Genomic DNA, 15,318 nt, shown 5'->3' on the forward strand with positions numbered 1-15,318 from the left:
TAAACATTGATTGATCAAGAGGAGATCAGCATGAGCTATTCTGCTTATGGCACTGAAATGATCGCGCGAGCCGAGGCTTTCGCGACTGCTGCGCACGAAGCCGTCGGTCAGACGCGCAACTATTCCGGCGAGTCCTACATCGTTCATCCGCGTGCTGTCGCCAAGATCATTCAGGCGCTGCCCGATCACACCTGGCAGCAGGTCTGCATGGCTTGGCTGCACGATACGGTCGAGGACACCGGCGTCAGGCTCGAGACGATCCGCGCCCATTTCGACGAGGAGATCAAAGAGGGTCTCTACTATCTCACCAACGTGGAGCGTGAGGCCGGCAATCGCCGCGAACGCCACGCCATGAATATCGAGCGCCTGGCCTTGGCGCCGGCCCGCGTCCAGACCGTCAAGCTCGCCGACATCAAGGACAATACCAAGAACGTCGCACAGCTCGCGCCGAGCTTCGCACCGCTCTTCCTGAAGGAGAAGGACGACGTGATGGCAGTCTTGAAGCGCGGCGACCCGGTGCTGTGGTCGCTGACGATGGACCAGATCGAACAGCAGAAGAAGGAGCTCGCCCTTGAAGCCTAATCTGAAGAAGGTCCGCGCCTATCTGCGCTGCGACGAGTGCGGTCATGTTACGGCTACCTCTTTCGGCATCATCAGCCTGGTGAAGCCGAACCGGTCGCTCGACTGCGGCTGCAAGAAATACCGCGCGACGGCCATTTCCGAGACCGAGGGTGTCGATGCACTCGCGCGCCAGCACGTCGAGGCCGCAGCATGAAGAAGAAACAGCACCGACAGCGCCCGAACCAGAAGAAAGCGCGCGAGAAACAGCCACAGCGAGTCGCCAGCGCGCTTTCGAGCGACAAATGGGCTGCGCGTCAGCGTAGCACCGATGCGCTCCACCACGCTTCTATGGCCGCAGCACTCGGCTCGGCAATGGCAGCGGCGTCAATGATGAGGAGATTTGACCGGTGACAAGATGGACCTCGAATAATCAGCACGAGCGCTTCACCCACGATGCCTGGTGGCAGGCCCAGAAGGAGGGGCTCGAGCTCTCCTATCACGACTGGGTGGTCGCTCAGCTCGACGAATGGACCGGCGACGTCCGGGCGCTGAACGACAAGCTGCGCCGTGGCGAAGCTGAAGGCAAAATTCACATCGTCGGTGGTCTGGCACAGGCTGATCACAGCGAGATCGCCGCGGCCGTGGAGCAAGTGTGCACCTATGCGGCCTTCGATCCGAAGGATGACCCCTATGGCGAGCACGACTTCGGCGCCTTCACGATCGGCGATCAGAAGTTCATGTGGAAGATCGACTACTACGCTCCCGATATGGAGAGCGGGTCGGAGAATCCGGCCGATCCCAAGGTCACGCGGCGCGTGCTGACGATCTTCTACGCCGAGGACTACTGATGTTCCAGGAGGCGGTGCTCGAGACCCGAGAGTGCGACCGCTACTTCGGCTTCCTGGTTGAGACTCAGGAATACGAATTACCTCGCAGTCTTGACGACCAGTGGGATGAAATATGCGTCGGTCGCGAGTTCCTCTGGCGCGTGACCGATCGGATCACCGGTGTTTCTATCGAAGGCCCGATCATGGATGCTCCTTATGAGGACATTCTGCAGGCCTTCGAGGAAACCTGGGAGACTTACGCCCAGTCTAAACCGGTCGCAGCGCCGCCCAATCCATACGCCGATCATCCCAACTACGGGCGGTTCTGACTACCGAACGCTCCCGAACGCTCCCGAGCGCTTTCCGAATGAGCGCGTGCGATAACAGCATAGATACAACAGCTTAGAGGAATGCATGAACGCGTTGAACTGTCTACCGAAGAAGACCCGCAAGACCCTCGAGGATATCGGCAACTGCTGGCGCCTTGAGGTGGGCTCCAAGCATATCCGCATCATCGTCAACGAGACGATGGCGGGTATCGTGCCGAAGAGGGTTCGAGGCGACGGTTCCGGGCTGCCCGGCCGGCAGGAGCTCAACGTGATCAGCCAGATTCGCCGTGCGGCGCGCGGCGCGGCCAGCAACCGCCGCCTCGCTGTTGCCGTCTAAAACCACCCGCAATCCACGATTCACTGTGCGACAGTGAATCAATCAATAATGATTGAGGAGATAGCGAATGCCAAAAGCAGCACGCATACCCAAGACCACGATCGTCATCGATCTGAACAAACAGCGCCCGGATGGCGAATGGGAACACGCCGGCTACACCATGCGGGAAGCCGCCCAGGTCGCTGTCGACGATGGCAGCGATGACGCCTGGGAATGGTTCAAGGCCTGGTTCAAGGGCAACCTGACCCGCTCCGACACAAAGCCGGGTAATTGGTGATGGAGATCGCCATTGTCGTAGCTGCGGGCAGCGCAGCAGCCATTCTCGTTCCGCTGGGGCTCGCCATCGTTGGTGCCGCACAGCGGCTCTCCCGACGTGCGCTCGAGCGCCGTGGCATCATTTCAAGGAAACTCTAATGTATTGGCACGTCCAACACGACGATCACGTCTATTCCGGCGATCGATATGTTCTGCTCGCCAATGATGGGGAGAGCGCCGAAGAGATCGTGCGCAAGCACAACGCCGAGCTCGATCAGCTCGCCGGCGCGATCCGGCAATTGCGCGCTTCCTACCAGTCGAGGTCCATGCTCGACGTCGGCCGGCGTCAGCTCCTCGATCACTTCGAGGGGTTCCTGCAGCGCAAGCGCACCGAGCAGCAGGATCTTCAGTCCGCGGCTGACTGTCTGACGTCCTGGCTGCTCGATCATACCGAGACCGTCTTCTGCGAGGAGCCGGACATCGACGAGGCGCGCCAGGTGATCCTCGACAAGATCACTGAGATGGAAACGAAGGAGAAGGCCTGATGGGCGCGCTTGGTAGACTGACGCGGAAGGTAAAGAAGATCGAACGGCAGGCGCAGTTCGACGCCAAATTCCCCACGATTAGCCGACGCAGCGAGGCGCGGCCGCTCATCGGCTTCTTGGATGGACTTACGCCCGAACAGCGCACAAGAGCGCTTGCTGTCGGCGATGACGTGGTTGTTTTCCCAATGGAGATGACCGTCCGGGAGGTCGAGGAGCGCTGCACGATCGGCGAGATCCAGCCCTCGCACCCGATGCGCTACGAGAGCCACGGTCAGGAGTTTAAGGGTCGTGTCTTCAATGGCGAGTGCAATCGCGCTGCCTGCAACAGCCGCGGCGCCATCTACTACAACCGTGGCACCTTTTCCTATTACTGCCCGCCCTGCGCGCACGCCGGCAACCACGCCAACCGCGACATGCGCAAGCCGCTCTACATCGCTGTCGATGCCAACCTGACGCACGAGCGCATGGATGAGCTCTGTCGCGAGCAATACGAATGAGCGAGCCCATTATCTTCAAAGATCCGGAGCGCGAGGGTGTTCTCTGGCGCTACCGAGACGACCAAACCATGACCCAGATCCTCAAGCACGCCTACCGCGTGCAGGATGTGGTCAACGCGGACATTCTCTCGTGGAAGCAACCCTCTAGCGGCAATGTTGACGAGGTGATGGCCTGGCTGGTCGACCGTAATCCGTTGGCTGGACAGTCACACCCTATGGGTTTCAACTGTCAGCCAACGCCATACGACTATCGTAGGCACGCCCGCGCGCTCGCGGTGAGGCTGCTATTTCGCATCGCCGATCCTTACTGGACCGACCTCGATTTCATCAGCTCCTTCATCCTTGGTGATCGTTGGTCCAAAGACGAGCGAATTGATTATTGGCGATCCATCGCGATCTGCTCATCCGTTTGGGAGGAGACGCGATGATCGCGCGCCAGGTTCCGATCGACATGCTCTGCGATCTGCACGCTGCGCTGTCCTCGGGCGGCTCCCGCGGCGACATAAGGAACGCACGTTGGATGCTGACCTGGCGCACGCACGATCGCCGCATAGAGCACAAGGTGCGCGCCGGCGTTCTCACCATTCACAACATAGAGCTGCGCGCGAAACATCGCGGGCGCGGCTATCTGACCGAGCTACTGCGCCATCTGGACGAGGTGCCGGAGATCGCCGACCGACGCTTCGAGTGGATCTATTTCGAGCAGGTCAACTTCCGGCTCTCAAATCACCTGCTGCGCGAACTGAATTACCGATCCGAGGCTGGCCTGGTCATTGACTGCTGGCGCCGCGTGACCGGTCAACTGGAGATGAAACTGTGAGAGAGCCGGAATACGACGTGGGTCTTGTTACTCTCCTGATCCACAAGGGCCTGTATGCGCTGTTTGCAAGCCGTGTGCTTTCGAGCCAAGGCAGTATCAGCAAATATGTCGAGGGTGACTGGGAGTTCTACGACTCAGGCGATCTTGACGACATGAGAACGAAGTTCGATCGCCTCACTGCGCTGGATCAGTTCGGCGTCAACCTTGATACCTTCGATAAGGCATACCCTCACGATCGGTGGGAGGAGATCGACGGTTTCACCGGGCCTATGGAGATCTCCTACACGCTTTGGAAAGAGCGCACGCGCTCGATCGATCCACGCGCTTTCACCTCGACCGCATCCAAGGAGGGCGAAGAGATCCATTGGCGGATCGTCGACCAAGGCAAATTGAGCGCAGTTAAAGAGGTTTTCGCTCGCTCCAGGTTTGCGCTCGAGGTGAAGGACGACATTCCGATCCCGGCGCCGATCAACGAATACGCCGCTCACCCGAACTTCGGGCGGTTCTAATGGATGAGGACGTATTTCGCGATCTCCTCGACGAAGGCTGCACATGCCCAACCGGTCATCCGCCGTGCTCGTTCTGCACCTCCCTCGATGAGGAAGAATACGAGGCTTACCGATCAGGAGGTGCTCCCGCTGTGCGCGCCATGCGTGACGCCCTGGAGAACGGCGAGCCCTGGCCTCCCCTTCCAGAATACCACGACCACCCCAACTTCGGGCGGTTCTGACTATCTATTTCTGCAGTGAAAACAACCGCTTACTGCCTACCGTAAACCGCGATTTCGCTTGCTATGATTGATCATAGTCAACGAAAGGAAAGCACATGAAGACGCTCTCGGCACTGTTAAAGCACTGCGCATCCATCGGCTGCACGTTCGTCTGCTACTACGACGATCAAGATGACGCCGACTACAAGGGGCCGAGCCAGAAAGAGGCCAAGGAAGCGCTCGAGGCGTGCGACGTCATGAACCTAATTGTCCTCGATGCCGAGGGTAAGCGCTGGGGCTGGGTGCTGATCATCAACGAGGCTGGACAAGATCCGGAAGAGCAGATGGCCGACTACACGGTTAACGACCCGGTGAACATCTGGATGGAAGAAGGAAAAGCTGCATGAGCACGGTTAAACTGCGATTTATCAACGAAGACGCCACGCCTAAAGAGGTCGCGTTCGATGTCTCGAAGGATGGCGTCGCTCCGATCTTGTCCTGGTATGGCGGATATCACTCTGGCGACGATTACGTCGTCTATGTCGATGGCGTCAAAGCTGCGATTGATTTGAATGGCGAACTGATCGCGGGGTTGGCATGAGAACTGACGAGCAGATCGTCATGGAGACGAACGACCTGGCGCGGCATCTGCTGGCCGAGGTGATTGGCACTGGCTACCAGGTGCCCGAGGATCACAAGTTCTGGAAGGCGGAAGACCCGCGCTCGCAGAAGGCTTGGCAGCACGCCGTCAAGATCATGGAGATGACGACCAAGACCGAGGTCGAGGACGCGCTCAATAATTTCCTCGCCGAGAATGACAATCCGATCCGGCGCTACCGAGCTCCGACTGGCGCGATGATCATCGGCACTGCCGAGACCGTGCCGGCCTGCGCCCTCATCAACGGTATCGCGGCCGACGGAACGCCGGACTTTGCTGGCGAAACCAAGTGCTATTGGGACGGTCAGCTCACGAACCGCGGAGCAGAAGGCAAGCCGATGTTCCAGTGCGATGATGGACAAGAATGGACCTTCGACCAGCTCACGCCGATCGAGGAGGAAGTCGAATGAGGGTGAAGCTTGAGCTCATTCCTATCACTGATGACGCTGATACCGAGGATATGAAGATCTTCGACTTCACGTCGCCCGAGAACGTCCTGATCGAGGTCGTGATGCACGACCCGGCTGGTCCCACGGATAAGTGGACCAACTTCAGCATCGAGTCGACCACGGTCATTTCGGGCAAGGAGGGCGTGACCGGTGCCGCGGAATACGAGCGCTGCTATGGCGCCGGTCTCGACTACACCATTCAGCAGATCATCGATCCGCCTGGCGAAGGCTGGTTCGTGATCGTCGGTATGACCGGTCACTACAGCCGCGGTGACGGCTGGATGACTGACGACGACATGGAGTTCTACCACGAGGCCGTGCGGCCGGCGATAGAAGAGGAGATCAAACTCGCATGAACCTGAAATTCGAAACCACCCAGCGCGGCTTTGCCGTCGCCACCTTTACCGATCGCTACGGCGAGGAGTGCAGTCTTCAGGCATCATCCCTCGCTACCGAGGCTGCGATCTGGTTCGGGATCGACAATCCGAAGGTGCAGGTCTGCGTTCCTGGTGAGGGTTGGAAGGACGTCCCGGTGCCGCATGGTTCGGTAATCTCGAGTCGAATGCATCTGACCCAGGATCAGGTGAAGGCGCTGTTGCCGGCGCTCACCTTGTTCGCTGAGACGGGCGATCTTCCCAGTGAGTAAATACGACCCGAATTGCCCATCCTGCGAGGGAACCGGCCTGCGTGACTCAGGCGGCACTCATCCGTGGGGAGAACCTATCTCCCTACCCTGCGACTGCGACCAACCCTCGCCGGCCGATCCCACCGACTTTGCCAGGCGCCTTCTCATCGAGGACGCTGTGATCATGGAGCATCTCAAGAAATGAAACAGGTCGACAACAACCTCGCTGTCTTCCGGCTCGCCCTGGCGCTAAAGCGCTATGACGACTCCAACCCCGACGTGGGCATGGGGTCGAGCCTTAACCACTTTATCGATCAGGCCGGCAGGGAGCTTCGCCTGGAGCCGTCGGACTACGACGCCAAGCATGTGTTTGACCTGATGCGGGCGGATCGCTGATGGGCGTTTGGCGATATTGCGGGTGCGGCCAGGGCACCTCCTTCCCCGACGCGGAGGAGCATATCCAGGGATTTCAGAGCTGCGCCAACTGCGGCAAAGAGGTGCCCGTGCATGAGGACGAACGGCGACGGTTCTTCCTCGAAATGCATGAGCGCCTCGTCGAGGTCGAGCGCCAGATGAAACTCTTGGTCGAGATCACCAAGAAAGTGGCGCGGAAAACCTACCCCAAGATCGGTTCGACCTGATGAGCAAGCCACTCGATCAGGTGACAGACGAGGATCTCGCCCGCAACGGTCTGGCTGACTTCTCGATCAATCCGCGGCCAATCATGCCGTGGCGCACAGAGAACGAACGCTTGACCGGCGTAGCACCGACACCCGAGGAGTGGTCCGCAATCGTCCAGGCTGCCGACAATCCAGTCGAGAAACACGAATTGACGCCTGCCTGGCCTGCAGATTGGCAATGGCACGAGGGTATGTCGACCAACGGCGATATCTACGTCATGTCGCGCAAAGAGACGGGCGAAGTCGCGATCTGGATTTGGGCTGCCGGTATGCCGCAGTGGGCGATCCTCGAGCGCTTCGGCTTCATCATGCTCGCCAATCGGCGCCTGAACGAGATCAGAGAAGCTGTTCGCCGCGGTGAAACCACGATCATAGAGCTTACCCAGGAGCTCCGATCCCGCTTTGACCATCCCAACTACGGAAGATTCTAAGGAGACAACATGGAACAGCAGATGATTGACTGGATTGAGGCGAACACAACGCTGCATCGCACCGTCGAATTTCTCTACGTGGTGGATGGCTACGAATGCACGGTGTGCCACGATGATCACCCTATTGCCGGACCGTTCAAGGGTGAAACCCTTCGCGAAGCGGTAGCGAAGGCGATGGTTGGCGTCATCTCAGCTTAACTATCGATACTTGAAAGTTATCGATAGTGAAGGGTCTGCGAAACCGACCGTCCGGCTGACGGAAGTTAAGATTCCGCCCACTTCCGTTTACGACACATTAACCATGGTTATCAATGGTTTGTTAACGTGGCGCTCGCCGCATGATCCACTGGTTTGAGCCTTTGTTGCCGCACTTGCGACAGCGCAGCAGTGGCCGGAGCTGCGAGATATAGCTCCTGGCGCCGTAGCGTCGCTGAAGCTCCCAGCGATCGACCCACCCTTCACGCTCACACTTCGAACACCTGCCGCCCAGTTCGACATATTCGGCCAAGGAATCGAAGGTCGGCAGCGCCTGGTGCGGCAGCTCGTAGGTGATCAGGTCAATTCCTCGGCGGTGCTTCATGTTCTCATTTTGTTCACCTGCCCTGCCAGAGTCAACCGTGCGCTGCCTACCGCAATCCGCAATCGAACGTGCGATAAACAATCATCAACAGCAAACGAGAGCGAAACGACATGAATGAGGCGCACTGCAAATGACTTGGCATTAGATCAGAGGGTGGCTACCTCGACTACAAATAGCCCGGCGACGAAGATAGCGCCGTCACGCTCATACGGTAGGCAGACCGCTACAATAGGAGATGGGCAGCGCAAAAGAGCCCTACCTCCCGGCTGCTGAGTCCGAAAGTCGCCCCACCATTTCGGTTAGCCTGGGTGAAAACAGCTCAACCCTCATGCCTTGATTATCCGGCCCGCCTTTGTAGTAGGCCTCGTGCCGGCCGTCCGGAGATCATTGTCGAGGAATTTGCTTGAGTGCTCACGATCCGCTCCCACGTCAGCCTAAGAACCGTCAGTAGTCGGAGACGGTCTGAAACCGGAGCGAGATCAATGAACACTCGGAGATCAAAATGACCTTTTCCGAACTTATCGCGCAGAATATCAAAGTCGAATACGCGGACGACGCTAGCTGTGATGCCGTCATGACGGTGATGGACCTGCTCAACGCCCTCGGCGCGTCCGATGCGGCCGAGGTGATCGATGTGCTTATGAGCCACCAGTCGTTCGTCGTGGATGAACCTGTCAGCCGCTTCACCTATTCGTTGACGGATGACCCGGTTACTCCGGTCTCTACCGGCTACAAGCCGACGTCCGTTCTGGTCGACGGACGTGTTTTTCCGATCAAATACTGACGCAGCCTGATATAACGCAGAGATTCGAGGGCGAAAGCAGCGTGCGTCGAGCCAGCCGGCGCGTCGGTGAGGATGGGCCACACCGACACAGGCGAGTGCCTCGCCCTCGATTACGGAGGTGATCTATGTGGTTTCTACCATTTAGCATCACGCTGACGTTAAGGAAAACCCGCACGAGCTGGCAAGCGACCGTGCGGGTTCAATTCTTTAGCTAAGCAGTAAAGCGGCAGGTGGGGTTCGCGCTCCACCTGTCACTCCGGTTAACATAGCCCGGCGCCCCTTGGTTTTCAATACCGCGCGCTGCCTGCCGCAATCCTCGTTCTGTCGTGCGAAAACAAATCATCGAAACGCAAGCGAGAGAGCGACACGATGATACAGCAGAGCGAACTCAAGATCTCCATTCACAACGAGTGCGTCTACGCAGGCTCGGAATACTTTCACATTCGCACCATGCTGCCGCAGACGCTGAACGACGCGCTCGTTCACGCAATGAAGAACACGCGCACCTGCGGCTTTGACCAGATGGCAAAGCTCGGTGACATGGACATAAACGTCTACGACGGCGACGAGGAAGATGGCGAACTGATCTGGTTTTCCTTCAGGCTCGGCAACGTCGGCATGAACTTCTCGGCGCGGCAGGAAGGCTTGCAGCTCGACATGAGCTGCGAAAAGCACGCACACGGCGACGACGCGCTCGACTGGACGGCATGGCGCGAGCAATGCGCAGGCAAGCTGCCGGACGACTTCTGGATTGAGCCTGCGGCGATCCTGCGCAAACTCCTGGCGCTCGCAGCAACGCAGCACTAAAAGGCAGTCAGGCGCTCATCGGCGCCTTTCTGGCCGGCCGATCCCATGGATATCCGCTTGCACGCCCTACACACGGCCTCTATTTGCTTCTCAACAGCAACCGAGGCCAATTATGAAGCACATCATTGCAACCGCACTCCTGATCCTCTCCAGCGCGCCAGCCATGGCGACAGAGATCACAGATGACACGCCGGCCCGGCCGATCACCATCGCCAAGGAAGAAGGCGACCTTAATCGCGTCGTCATCACCAACAACGTTCTGCCCATGGCGAAATGCAAAGAGATGCTCGAGGCAAATGCCGAGGAGCTCAAGGCATCCGCGGTGATGATCCTGTGCGTGCCGGCAGACCTGACCGATGCCAAGGATCTGTTTATTGGCGATCTGCCGCTTATCGATCTCACCAAGTAACGCCGCGCGCATCCAGATTTCTATCCGCGAACGGTCGTGCGATAAGAGATCATCGAAACATGAGAGCACGACGAGGTCGATGCATGAACGAAACTGCCGAGGGCTTGAAGGTCCGTTTGTTGCCACGCGAGCTGGACGATGAAGGCATCTTCTGGACGAAGCGACACGAAGACACGGCGAACCTCATGATTAGCTTGGCACAACATCACGAGGCGCCGGTTCTCACCATCACCCAGGTCAAGCGCCGCTCCGCGCACAATGCCTTGCCGGTCATTGGCACGATCTACGATCAGCCGGCGCCTAGCAGACACCGCTCCAAGCGGTTGTGGAAGAAGCTGCGGCGCAAAACGGTAAGACCGCTCTATGGCGAGCCCTTGCAGATCATCCTGGACTACGACCGCTTCAAGCATCTGTTCAAGGAGAATGCATGACCCACGTTATCAGAGTGCCCTCGGTGTATGACCGCCCTGGTCATGCCTGCTGGGTGGTTAAGCATCCGGATCCGACCTACTGCGCTGAATGGTTCGCCATCTACAACCACGAGACCGACCAGTTTAAGCTGGATCGCGACGGTAAGATCAAGCGCTACTGGCAGGGCGGTCTAAGCCTTGCCGGTTACGACATGGACAACGACAGTGTCTGGCTCAAAGAGCTGCCGGACAGAGCCGATCATCTGAAATACGGTCCCTTCGACGCCGAGGCGCGCAACAAGGAGATCGACGCCGAGCTCCGCGCTCAAGGTATCAAAATCCCAGGAGAAGAGAATTGACCTACCAGGTATCCATCACCACCAACGTCAAGGCTGACGACGACAAGCACGCCGCGCTCGAAGCCTACAAGGCAATCATGAGCACGCATGAGCGCAAGACCATTACCCTGGCCGTGCGCAACGCCGCGGGTATCGTCAAGGACGTCACACTCGACATCGAGGAGGCAGACGACTACGCCGGCTTCACACCGCCGACCGGCTGCATGGGCTAATCACCTACAGGAGAGGCCTTACCACCCTCTCCTGCCGCGCAGCGGGCGGTCGTGGCAGCGTGAAACAACACCCGCAGGCCAGAGACAAGGATCCGCATTCCACCTTGTTGATCTGCCACAGGAACTTCCGGAGCGTCACTGCAATGGCGCCTCGGTAGAAGTAGGGCGGCATCTACCCGCCTTTTCCTGTGGCAGCAACACGCCATGGCTGATCGCTCGACAAGCCCACACCGCCCGGCTAGGCTCCGCTCGTCAACCAACCAGCGAGCAAACCATGACCAGCCGCAATGAGCTCTACAAATACCTCGCCAAATCCCTGATCAAGAACGGCGCACTGAACAAAGGCGAAGTCGGCCTGAGCAGCAACGGATCCATGTTCATCCGGATCGCCGACCAGGTGTTCAAGGTCGAGGTCGAGGAGATCACCCAGATCGCCCAGCATCCGAACGCCGAGGTCGAGGCAAAACGCTTCATGAGCACCCTGCCCCACCCAGTCACCGAGTAGCGCGCTCGACAAGATTCCACCTATGCGCTAGGTCTCACGTATCCATGAACGCAAGGGGAACAGCCATGATCCGTCAACCAAAGCAACTCACACCCTATGCCGATCGTGACCTCGACTGCCAGCAAGCGCTCCAGTCCACCTTCAACCAGGCGCTACACCTCGCCGAGCAATACGGCTGGACCAGGCAAGAGGCAGCAGCCGCTCTCCAGGAGCTCGCCTACGCACATCTCGCCATAGAGGAAGAGAGCCGCCTCACCACGCTCACGCTAGAGCAGACCAGCCATGCTCGTCACTAATTACCAGCTTCCACCCGAAGTCGCCGCAAGGATCATCCGGATCGACGCCGAGATCCATCGCATCGTCTATAGCCGTGACCAGCTCCTCGCTCGTGACGGCGCACCCTCTCCGGAAATGTCCAGCCTCATCGAATACTACACGGACCGGATAGGCGAGCTACTCACAGAGAAGGACAACGCTCTCGAGATCCTCGATCCGGATCTGCTGTAAGGCACGGTCCACTCTCTACGAGGCCGGTCCATCAACACACCGGCCTCCTCATACCTGGTTGACAGCGGTTGACACGAAAACAGCCATATTTGTCTAGTGAGCATCTCATTTAGGCGTCTTCCGTTGACGTAAGTTTACGCCAGGTTGACAAACGCCCTCCCAAATTAAAATTTTCCCTCTGTCAACCAAATCGCAGCTCATCTCCAGCGAACACCAAAACGCTCAGAGAAGCGCACAGACTCGCTCCAGAAGCGTAAGCGATCAGAGAGACGCAACAACTCACCCAACACACTCAGCAAGCAATCTCGTCAACGCTACACGCTAGACCAACGCACAGAGCGCAACACTCGGCCAGACAACGCGCGAAAGACAGAAAGCAGACACACCACGGCTCACTAGAGAGACAGCACACCTAGAGAGCACGCATGAGCCTATAGAGCAGATCATGGTGTATGTGAGAGACAGCACCGGTGTGTAGGTGAGTAGTAGAGAGCGCAGATGCGTGTGGAGTGTGTAGATCGTAGAGAAGATAGGAATCGTAGCGAGTGGGTGGGTGTGCCGCGCCATGCCTTCTACTCCTCTTACAATCCTACACCGCCCTACCCTTCCTCACCACGCCAGCATGAGCCGCGCTCAGCCGTCTTCAACCCCAACAACTCAGCGTTATCTTCAATTTTACGCAAATCACACGCGTAGCAGGCGATCGTCCGTCGTTCTGTTGGTTACATGCAGCGTGATCGCCAGCGACAGCGGTCCTTCTCTAAGGCGGGTCATGACGACTCGCCTTTCTTTTTGTCCTCGAAAATCCAGGAACCAGGCGCGTCCGCTCCATAAGACGGAAACCGTGAACCAATACCGATCGAGCGGCCGAGCCATGGAGAAACCGTGCCAGGCCGGAGGAGATCCATGGAGAGCCGCGGAAGACCATGGGTGCGCCGTGGCTAGCCGGGAGCCGTCGACCATGGCGAGAGGAGTCTTCACGCCGGAGAGTGAGCAATCCGGTCCGTCTCCCTTCTTAGTTTATATTCTCTATTACAGTAGTATCTATACATAGAAGGGAGACGGCACGGAACGTGTCAGAATTGTGATCTCTCCGGCTTGAAGCGTGCCGACCTTCGCCTGCCCTATCCAGATTCTCTGCCTACTGAAGACGTGAGACTGTCTGTTCATCGAAAGCGAACGACTTTCCGATCAACGTCAACAGGAGACAGACAATGGCGAAGCAGTCCACCAACGCACCGGCCGGCAAGCAGTCCAACACGAACGAGGCCGCCTACATATTCACGGACGCACTCAAGGCACACGGCGACGACGAGGCGAAAGTCTTTGCTCTGAAGATCGGTGCCGCCTTCGATGAGCGCGTCCAGTTCGAGATCAGCCGCAAGGCAAGCGGCTCGGCCGACATGCCGAAGGTGAAGAAGCTCAACAGCTACCGTGGCAAACTGGCGCTGCCGAGCATGGCGAAAGTGCTGATGGAGCTCAAGATCTCCGAGATGTTCATCAACACGCGCCAGGGCAAGGAGACGGACGGCGATCGCTTCAACATCTACGCCATCGACAAGGTGATCGACTTCGTCCGGGCGCTCGCCGGACAGCAGAAGCTCTCCAACGCGCACAACGTCGCCATTGCGAAGTCCATGCTGATCTTCGAGGAGAACGGCAAGACATTCACCGGCGAGATGGCGATGTGTGCCGCGTCCGACAAGATCCGCAGCCAGAACCCGGATGCAAAGCTCTTGCGGCGCCACAACGTCGACAAGTCCACTGCCGGCACGCAGGCATCATCCACGCTCAATGCACTGATGGCGCTCGGCCTGGTGAAGAACACCGGCACGAAGCGTGCTGCGACCTACGTCTTTGCCAACACCAACCAGGCGAAAGCCTTCAAGGAGCTGCTGCAGGCTGTCTGAGGAGCAGCGCACCAGGTAAGGCGAGAGGGCGGAGTTTAGGCTCCGCTCTTTCATTTGGGTGTGGGCTGTCCATGGGGAACCAAGGCGAGTGCAGGTGAAGGTTGGGGAACCGGTGGGGTCCAAGGGACCGGGCGACCGTGAAACCATGGCGTTCCTGTCCGCACCATGGCAAATCCATGGACCGGTCCGTCCTCCTTCAGGCCATGGCGGGTCCACGCTTCGCCAGGCCGGTGTGCATGCCAGTCAATTCCTATTGATCGCCGTAGCGAAATCGCTAAATTGCTATTTATCGAAACAGCGAGAGACGCACATGACGATCATAGCCTACGCAGACGCCACAAAGATCACGCTCGAGGAAGAGGCAGCTCGCTGGCGCGCATTTGAGGCGTGCACTGAAGATGGTGAGCACGTGACGGATCTCGCCGCGCTCGAGGCACTGATCCGCGGACAGAGCGTTGTCATGGAGAAGGTGGCGCAAGTCAGTCACGGAGGTCTTCCTTACGTGGAGTTGCTCGGCATCACGCCTGTCGACAGTCCAAACAAAGCCTTCCTCTGGATCTCGCTGTGCAAAGGCGTCGATTGGATGGAGTGCTGCATGGCGCAAGAGTTCGGCGCCGCGGACTTCCTGGATCAGCAGACTTACAATGCCAGATAGCGCCAGATTGCGCGATTTCGCTAAATCGCTAAACTCGAAAGCGTCAACAACGAACGAAGCGAGTTCAACATGCACACCATCATTCCGGCGCCGACGACCGTCATTCGCATCAAAGAGATGACGCCGCGGCAGTCACACCTGGCGCAGCAGACGCTAGCGCTCGCCAAAGACACGTGCGCCTTCATTGCGATGATCGTCTTCGTCTGCGCCGTCATCGCGCTCTGCATCATGATCAAGACCAGCTAGCAAAGGAGGATCTCGAACGAGCCGGCGCGTCGTGCGCCGGCTTTTTCGTGTGCGCTTGCGATCCATGGCGCCCCTCGGCGCCCCTCGTCTACAATTTTAGGAACCGAGGCGAATGACGCCATATAGTGCCATCCTCCGGCGAGTCCCTCAGCGCGCCTCCTGACGTTCGCCTGTTAGCATCTGCTACATCACGTCGCACTACATTAGTGCA

34 protein-coding genes are annotated in these 15,318 nt (G+C 58.4%); 33 read left to right on the forward strand and 1 reads right to left on the reverse strand.

Annotated features, from left to right (window positions below):
• The first annotated feature begins 30 nt into the window (after positions 1 to 30).
• The 21 genes from BC363_RS15360 to BC363_RS15460 all read left to right on the forward strand — a co-directional run bounded on the left by BC363_RS15360 (position 31) and on the right by BC363_RS15460 (position 7,921).
• Positions 31 to 582 carry an HD domain-containing protein gene (locus tag BC363_RS15360; protein ID WP_065784075.1) on the forward strand — a complete coding sequence of 184 codons (552 nt, stop codon included), beginning with the start codon at positions 31 to 33 and terminating at the stop codon, positions 580 to 582.
• A complete protein-coding gene (locus tag BC363_RS15365) occupies positions 572 to 775 on the forward strand; it encodes a hypothetical protein (protein ID WP_065784074.1) in 204 nt (67 codons plus the stop codon). The genes BC363_RS15360 and BC363_RS15365 overlap by 11 nt, the downstream gene beginning before the upstream one ends.
• 193 nt (positions 776 to 968) lie before the next feature.
• Complete coding sequence (locus BC363_RS15375) at positions 969 to 1,409, forward strand: DUF3768 domain-containing protein (RefSeq protein WP_244519884.1); 441 nt, start codon at positions 969 to 971, stop codon at positions 1,407 to 1,409.
• Positions 1,409 to 1,717 carry a hypothetical protein gene (locus BC363_RS15380; protein ID WP_065784072.1) on the forward strand — a complete coding sequence of 103 codons (309 nt, stop codon included), beginning with the start codon at positions 1,409 to 1,411 and terminating at the stop codon, positions 1,715 to 1,717. Before BC363_RS15375 ends, BC363_RS15380 begins: the two co-directional genes overlap by 1 nt.
• 85 nt (positions 1,718 to 1,802) lie before the next feature.
• Positions 1,803 to 2,054 (forward strand): hypothetical protein, encoded by a 252-nt coding sequence (locus tag BC363_RS15385; protein WP_065784071.1) that lies wholly within the window; start codon positions 1,803 to 1,805, stop codon positions 2,052 to 2,054.
• 67 nt (positions 2,055 to 2,121) lie between these two features.
• Positions 2,122 to 2,331, forward strand: a complete 210-nt coding sequence (locus BC363_RS15390) for an ALF repeat-containing protein (RefSeq protein WP_065784070.1) — start codon at positions 2,122 to 2,124, stop codon at positions 2,329 to 2,331.
• Positions 2,331 to 2,468: a hypothetical protein gene (locus BC363_RS35125; RefSeq protein WP_161952465.1), complete on the forward strand. Its 138-nt coding sequence runs from the start codon at positions 2,331 to 2,333 to the stop codon at positions 2,466 to 2,468. The genes BC363_RS15390 and BC363_RS35125 overlap by 1 nt, the downstream gene beginning before the upstream one ends.
• The gene (locus BC363_RS15395; protein WP_065784069.1) at positions 2,468 to 2,854 is read left to right on the forward strand and encodes a hypothetical protein; all 387 of its coding nucleotides are present in this window, start codon (positions 2,468 to 2,470) and stop codon (positions 2,852 to 2,854) included. Before BC363_RS35125 ends, BC363_RS15395 begins: the two co-directional genes overlap by 1 nt.
• Positions 2,854 to 3,351 carry a hypothetical protein gene (locus BC363_RS15400; protein ID WP_065793308.1) on the forward strand — a complete coding sequence of 166 codons (498 nt, stop codon included), beginning with the start codon at positions 2,854 to 2,856 and terminating at the stop codon, positions 3,349 to 3,351. The genes BC363_RS15395 and BC363_RS15400 overlap by 1 nt, the downstream gene beginning before the upstream one ends.
• Positions 3,348 to 3,779: a hypothetical protein gene (locus BC363_RS15405; protein ID WP_065784067.1), complete on the forward strand. Its 432-nt coding sequence runs from the start codon at positions 3,348 to 3,350 to the stop codon at positions 3,777 to 3,779. The genes BC363_RS15400 and BC363_RS15405 overlap by 4 nt, the downstream gene beginning before the upstream one ends.
• Positions 3,776 to 4,171, forward strand: coding sequence for a hypothetical protein (locus tag BC363_RS15410; RefSeq protein WP_065784066.1), 396 nt, complete (start codon positions 3,776 to 3,778; stop codon positions 4,169 to 4,171). Before BC363_RS15405 ends, BC363_RS15410 begins: the two co-directional genes overlap by 4 nt.
• Positions 4,168 to 4,680 (forward strand): hypothetical protein, encoded by a 513-nt coding sequence (locus BC363_RS15415; protein ID WP_065784065.1) that lies wholly within the window; start codon positions 4,168 to 4,170, stop codon positions 4,678 to 4,680. Before BC363_RS15410 ends, BC363_RS15415 begins: the two co-directional genes overlap by 4 nt.
• Positions 4,681 to 4,996: 316 nt before the next feature.
• Positions 4,997 to 5,287, forward strand: a complete 291-nt coding sequence (locus tag BC363_RS15420; RefSeq protein WP_065784064.1) for a hypothetical protein — start codon at positions 4,997 to 4,999, stop codon at positions 5,285 to 5,287.
• The gene (locus BC363_RS15425; protein WP_065784063.1) at positions 5,284 to 5,481 is read left to right on the forward strand and encodes a hypothetical protein; all 198 of its coding nucleotides are present in this window, start codon (positions 5,284 to 5,286) and stop codon (positions 5,479 to 5,481) included. Before BC363_RS15420 ends, BC363_RS15425 begins: the two co-directional genes overlap by 4 nt.
• A complete protein-coding gene (locus tag BC363_RS15430) occupies positions 5,478 to 5,948 on the forward strand; it encodes a hypothetical protein (protein ID WP_065784062.1) in 471 nt (156 codons plus the stop codon). Before BC363_RS15425 ends, BC363_RS15430 begins: the two co-directional genes overlap by 4 nt.
• A complete protein-coding gene (locus tag BC363_RS15435) occupies positions 5,945 to 6,343 on the forward strand; it encodes a hypothetical protein (RefSeq protein ID WP_065784061.1) in 399 nt (132 codons plus the stop codon). The genes BC363_RS15430 and BC363_RS15435 overlap by 4 nt, the downstream gene beginning before the upstream one ends.
• Complete coding sequence (locus tag BC363_RS15440; protein WP_065784060.1) at positions 6,340 to 6,633, forward strand: hypothetical protein; 294 nt, start codon at positions 6,340 to 6,342, stop codon at positions 6,631 to 6,633. The genes BC363_RS15435 and BC363_RS15440 overlap by 4 nt, the downstream gene beginning before the upstream one ends.
• Positions 6,634 to 6,813: 180 nt before the next feature.
• Positions 6,814 to 7,008, forward strand: coding sequence for a hypothetical protein (locus BC363_RS15445; RefSeq protein ID WP_065784059.1), 195 nt, complete (start codon positions 6,814 to 6,816; stop codon positions 7,006 to 7,008).
• Complete coding sequence (locus BC363_RS15450) at positions 7,008 to 7,253, forward strand: hypothetical protein (protein ID WP_065784058.1); 246 nt, start codon at positions 7,008 to 7,010, stop codon at positions 7,251 to 7,253. The genes BC363_RS15445 and BC363_RS15450 overlap by 1 nt, the downstream gene beginning before the upstream one ends.
• Positions 7,253 to 7,723, forward strand: coding sequence for a hypothetical protein (locus BC363_RS15455; RefSeq protein WP_065784057.1), 471 nt, complete (start codon positions 7,253 to 7,255; stop codon positions 7,721 to 7,723). Before BC363_RS15450 ends, BC363_RS15455 begins: the two co-directional genes overlap by 1 nt.
• Positions 7,724 to 7,732: 9 nt before the next feature.
• Entirely contained in the window at positions 7,733 to 7,921 is a 189-nt protein-coding gene (locus tag BC363_RS15460) for a hypothetical protein (RefSeq protein ID WP_065784056.1), read from the forward strand.
• Positions 7,922 to 8,042: 121 nt separating this feature from the next.
• Here the strand turns inward: BC363_RS15460 and BC363_RS15465 are convergent, their stop codons facing one another.
• A complete protein-coding gene (locus BC363_RS15465; protein ID WP_065784055.1) occupies positions 8,043 to 8,303 on the reverse strand; it encodes a hypothetical protein in 261 nt (86 codons plus the stop codon).
• A 502-nt stretch (positions 8,304 to 8,805) separates the two neighbouring features.
• Between BC363_RS15465 and BC363_RS15470 the strand changes: the two genes are divergently transcribed.
• The 12 genes from BC363_RS15470 to BC363_RS35130 all read left to right on the forward strand — a co-directional run bounded on the left by BC363_RS15470 (position 8,806) and on the right by BC363_RS35130 (position 15,107).
• Positions 8,806 to 9,087 carry a hypothetical protein gene (locus BC363_RS15470; protein ID WP_065784054.1) on the forward strand — a complete coding sequence of 94 codons (282 nt, stop codon included), beginning with the start codon at positions 8,806 to 8,808 and terminating at the stop codon, positions 9,085 to 9,087.
• 369 nt (positions 9,088 to 9,456) lie between these two features.
• Entirely contained in the window at positions 9,457 to 9,894 is a 438-nt protein-coding gene (locus tag BC363_RS15475) for a hypothetical protein (RefSeq protein WP_065784053.1), read from the forward strand.
• Between the two features lie 112 nt (positions 9,895 to 10,006).
• The gene (locus tag BC363_RS15480) at positions 10,007 to 10,303 is read left to right on the forward strand and encodes a hypothetical protein (protein WP_065784052.1); all 297 of its coding nucleotides are present in this window, start codon (positions 10,007 to 10,009) and stop codon (positions 10,301 to 10,303) included.
• Positions 10,304 to 10,386: 83 nt separating this feature from the next.
• Positions 10,387 to 10,734, forward strand: a complete 348-nt coding sequence (locus BC363_RS15485) for a hypothetical protein (protein WP_065784051.1) — start codon at positions 10,387 to 10,389, stop codon at positions 10,732 to 10,734.
• Complete coding sequence (locus BC363_RS15490; RefSeq protein WP_065784050.1) at positions 10,731 to 11,072, forward strand: hypothetical protein; 342 nt, start codon at positions 10,731 to 10,733, stop codon at positions 11,070 to 11,072. Before BC363_RS15485 ends, BC363_RS15490 begins: the two co-directional genes overlap by 4 nt.
• On the forward strand, positions 11,069 to 11,284 hold the full coding sequence (locus BC363_RS15495; protein ID WP_065784049.1) for a hypothetical protein: 216 nt from the start codon (positions 11,069 to 11,071) through the stop codon (positions 11,282 to 11,284). Before BC363_RS15490 ends, BC363_RS15495 begins: the two co-directional genes overlap by 4 nt.
• Positions 11,285 to 11,558: 274 nt before the next feature.
• The gene (locus BC363_RS15500) at positions 11,559 to 11,789 is read left to right on the forward strand and encodes a hypothetical protein (RefSeq protein ID WP_065784048.1); all 231 of its coding nucleotides are present in this window, start codon (positions 11,559 to 11,561) and stop codon (positions 11,787 to 11,789) included.
• 65 nt (positions 11,790 to 11,854) lie between these two features.
• Complete coding sequence (locus tag BC363_RS15505) at positions 11,855 to 12,085, forward strand: hypothetical protein (protein WP_065784047.1); 231 nt, start codon at positions 11,855 to 11,857, stop codon at positions 12,083 to 12,085.
• On the forward strand, positions 12,072 to 12,296 hold the full coding sequence (locus BC363_RS15510; protein ID WP_065784046.1) for a hypothetical protein: 225 nt from the start codon (positions 12,072 to 12,074) through the stop codon (positions 12,294 to 12,296). Before BC363_RS15505 ends, BC363_RS15510 begins: the two co-directional genes overlap by 14 nt.
• A 1,214-nt stretch (positions 12,297 to 13,510) precedes the next feature.
• Positions 13,511 to 14,206, forward strand: coding sequence for a hypothetical protein (locus BC363_RS15515; protein ID WP_065784045.1), 696 nt, complete (start codon positions 13,511 to 13,513; stop codon positions 14,204 to 14,206).
• A 310-nt stretch (positions 14,207 to 14,516) separates the two neighbouring features.
• Entirely contained in the window at positions 14,517 to 14,861 is a 345-nt protein-coding gene (locus BC363_RS15520; RefSeq protein ID WP_065784044.1) for a hypothetical protein, read from the forward strand.
• 69 nt (positions 14,862 to 14,930) lie between these two features.
• Entirely contained in the window at positions 14,931 to 15,107 is a 177-nt protein-coding gene (locus BC363_RS35130) for a hypothetical protein (protein WP_161952466.1), read from the forward strand.
• Positions 15,108 to 15,318 lie beyond the last annotated feature (211 nt).

It is taken from the genome of Ensifer sp. LC384 (assembly GCF_001695865.1).
GTDB lineage: Bacteria > Pseudomonadota > Alphaproteobacteria > Rhizobiales > Rhizobiaceae > Ensifer.

Bases quoted from the DNA above. Each gene is read 5' to 3' on its own strand.
- BC363_RS15505 (WP_065784047.1), top strand. From the start codon at position 11,855: ATGATCCGTCAACCAAAGCAACTCACACCCTATGCCGATCGTGACCTC.
- BC363_RS15420 (WP_065784064.1), top strand. From the start codon at position 4,997: ATGAAGACGCTCTCGGCACTGTTAAAGCACTGCGCATCCATCGGCTGC.
- BC363_RS35125 (WP_161952465.1), top strand. From the start codon at position 2,331: ATGGAGATCGCCATTGTCGTAGCTGCGGGCAGCGCAGCAGCCATTCTC.
- BC363_RS15390 (WP_065784070.1), top strand. From the start codon at position 2,122: ATGCCAAAAGCAGCACGCATACCCAAGACCACGATCGTCATCGATCTG.
- BC363_RS15430 (WP_065784062.1), top strand. From the start codon at position 5,478: ATGAGAACTGACGAGCAGATCGTCATGGAGACGAACGACCTGGCGCGG.
- BC363_RS15510 (WP_065784046.1), top strand. From the start codon at position 12,072: ATGCTCGTCACTAATTACCAGCTTCCACCCGAAGTCGCCGCAAGGATC.
- BC363_RS15385 (WP_065784071.1), top strand. From the start codon at position 1,803: ATGAACGCGTTGAACTGTCTACCGAAGAAGACCCGCAAGACCCTCGAG.
- BC363_RS15410 (WP_065784066.1), top strand. From the start codon at position 3,776: ATGATCGCGCGCCAGGTTCCGATCGACATGCTCTGCGATCTGCACGCT.
- BC363_RS15475 (WP_065784053.1), top strand. From the start codon at position 9,457: ATGATACAGCAGAGCGAACTCAAGATCTCCATTCACAACGAGTGCGTC.
- BC363_RS15360 (WP_065784075.1), top strand. From the start codon at position 31: ATGAGCTATTCTGCTTATGGCACTGAAATGATCGCGCGAGCCGAGGCT.
- BC363_RS15455 (WP_065784057.1), top strand. From the start codon at position 7,253: ATGAGCAAGCCACTCGATCAGGTGACAGACGAGGATCTCGCCCGCAAC.
- BC363_RS15515 (WP_065784045.1), top strand. From the start codon at position 13,511: ATGGCGAAGCAGTCCACCAACGCACCGGCCGGCAAGCAGTCCAACACG.
- BC363_RS15485 (WP_065784051.1), top strand. From the start codon at position 10,387: ATGAACGAAACTGCCGAGGGCTTGAAGGTCCGTTTGTTGCCACGCGAG.
- BC363_RS15435 (WP_065784061.1), top strand. From the start codon at position 5,945: ATGAGGGTGAAGCTTGAGCTCATTCCTATCACTGATGACGCTGATACC.
- BC363_RS15470 (WP_065784054.1), top strand. From the start codon at position 8,806: ATGACCTTTTCCGAACTTATCGCGCAGAATATCAAAGTCGAATACGCG.
- BC363_RS15425 (WP_065784063.1), top strand. From the start codon at position 5,284: ATGAGCACGGTTAAACTGCGATTTATCAACGAAGACGCCACGCCTAAA.
- BC363_RS35130 (WP_161952466.1), top strand. From the start codon at position 14,931: ATGCACACCATCATTCCGGCGCCGACGACCGTCATTCGCATCAAAGAG.
- BC363_RS15520 (WP_065784044.1), top strand. From the start codon at position 14,517: ATGACGATCATAGCCTACGCAGACGCCACAAAGATCACGCTCGAGGAA.
- BC363_RS15490 (WP_065784050.1), top strand. From the start codon at position 10,731: ATGACCCACGTTATCAGAGTGCCCTCGGTGTATGACCGCCCTGGTCAT.
- BC363_RS15480 (WP_065784052.1), top strand. From the start codon at position 10,007: ATGAAGCACATCATTGCAACCGCACTCCTGATCCTCTCCAGCGCGCCA.
- BC363_RS15450 (WP_065784058.1), top strand. From the start codon at position 7,008: ATGGGCGTTTGGCGATATTGCGGGTGCGGCCAGGGCACCTCCTTCCCC.
- BC363_RS15445 (WP_065784059.1), top strand. From the start codon at position 6,814: ATGAAACAGGTCGACAACAACCTCGCTGTCTTCCGGCTCGCCCTGGCG.
- BC363_RS15440 (WP_065784060.1), top strand. From the start codon at position 6,340: ATGAACCTGAAATTCGAAACCACCCAGCGCGGCTTTGCCGTCGCCACC.
- BC363_RS15395 (WP_065784069.1), top strand. From the start codon at position 2,468: ATGTATTGGCACGTCCAACACGACGATCACGTCTATTCCGGCGATCGA.
- BC363_RS15500 (WP_065784048.1), top strand. From the start codon at position 11,559: ATGACCAGCCGCAATGAGCTCTACAAATACCTCGCCAAATCCCTGATC.
- BC363_RS15400 (WP_065793308.1), top strand. From the start codon at position 2,854: ATGGGCGCGCTTGGTAGACTGACGCGGAAGGTAAAGAAGATCGAACGG.
- BC363_RS15465 (WP_065784055.1), bottom strand. From the start codon at position 8,303: ATGAAGCACCGCCGAGGAATTGACCTGATCACCTACGAGCTGCCGCAC.
- BC363_RS15460 (WP_065784056.1), top strand. From the start codon at position 7,733: ATGGAACAGCAGATGATTGACTGGATTGAGGCGAACACAACGCTGCAT.
- BC363_RS15405 (WP_065784067.1), top strand. From the start codon at position 3,348: ATGAGCGAGCCCATTATCTTCAAAGATCCGGAGCGCGAGGGTGTTCTC.
- BC363_RS15380 (WP_065784072.1), top strand. From the start codon at position 1,409: ATGTTCCAGGAGGCGGTGCTCGAGACCCGAGAGTGCGACCGCTACTTC.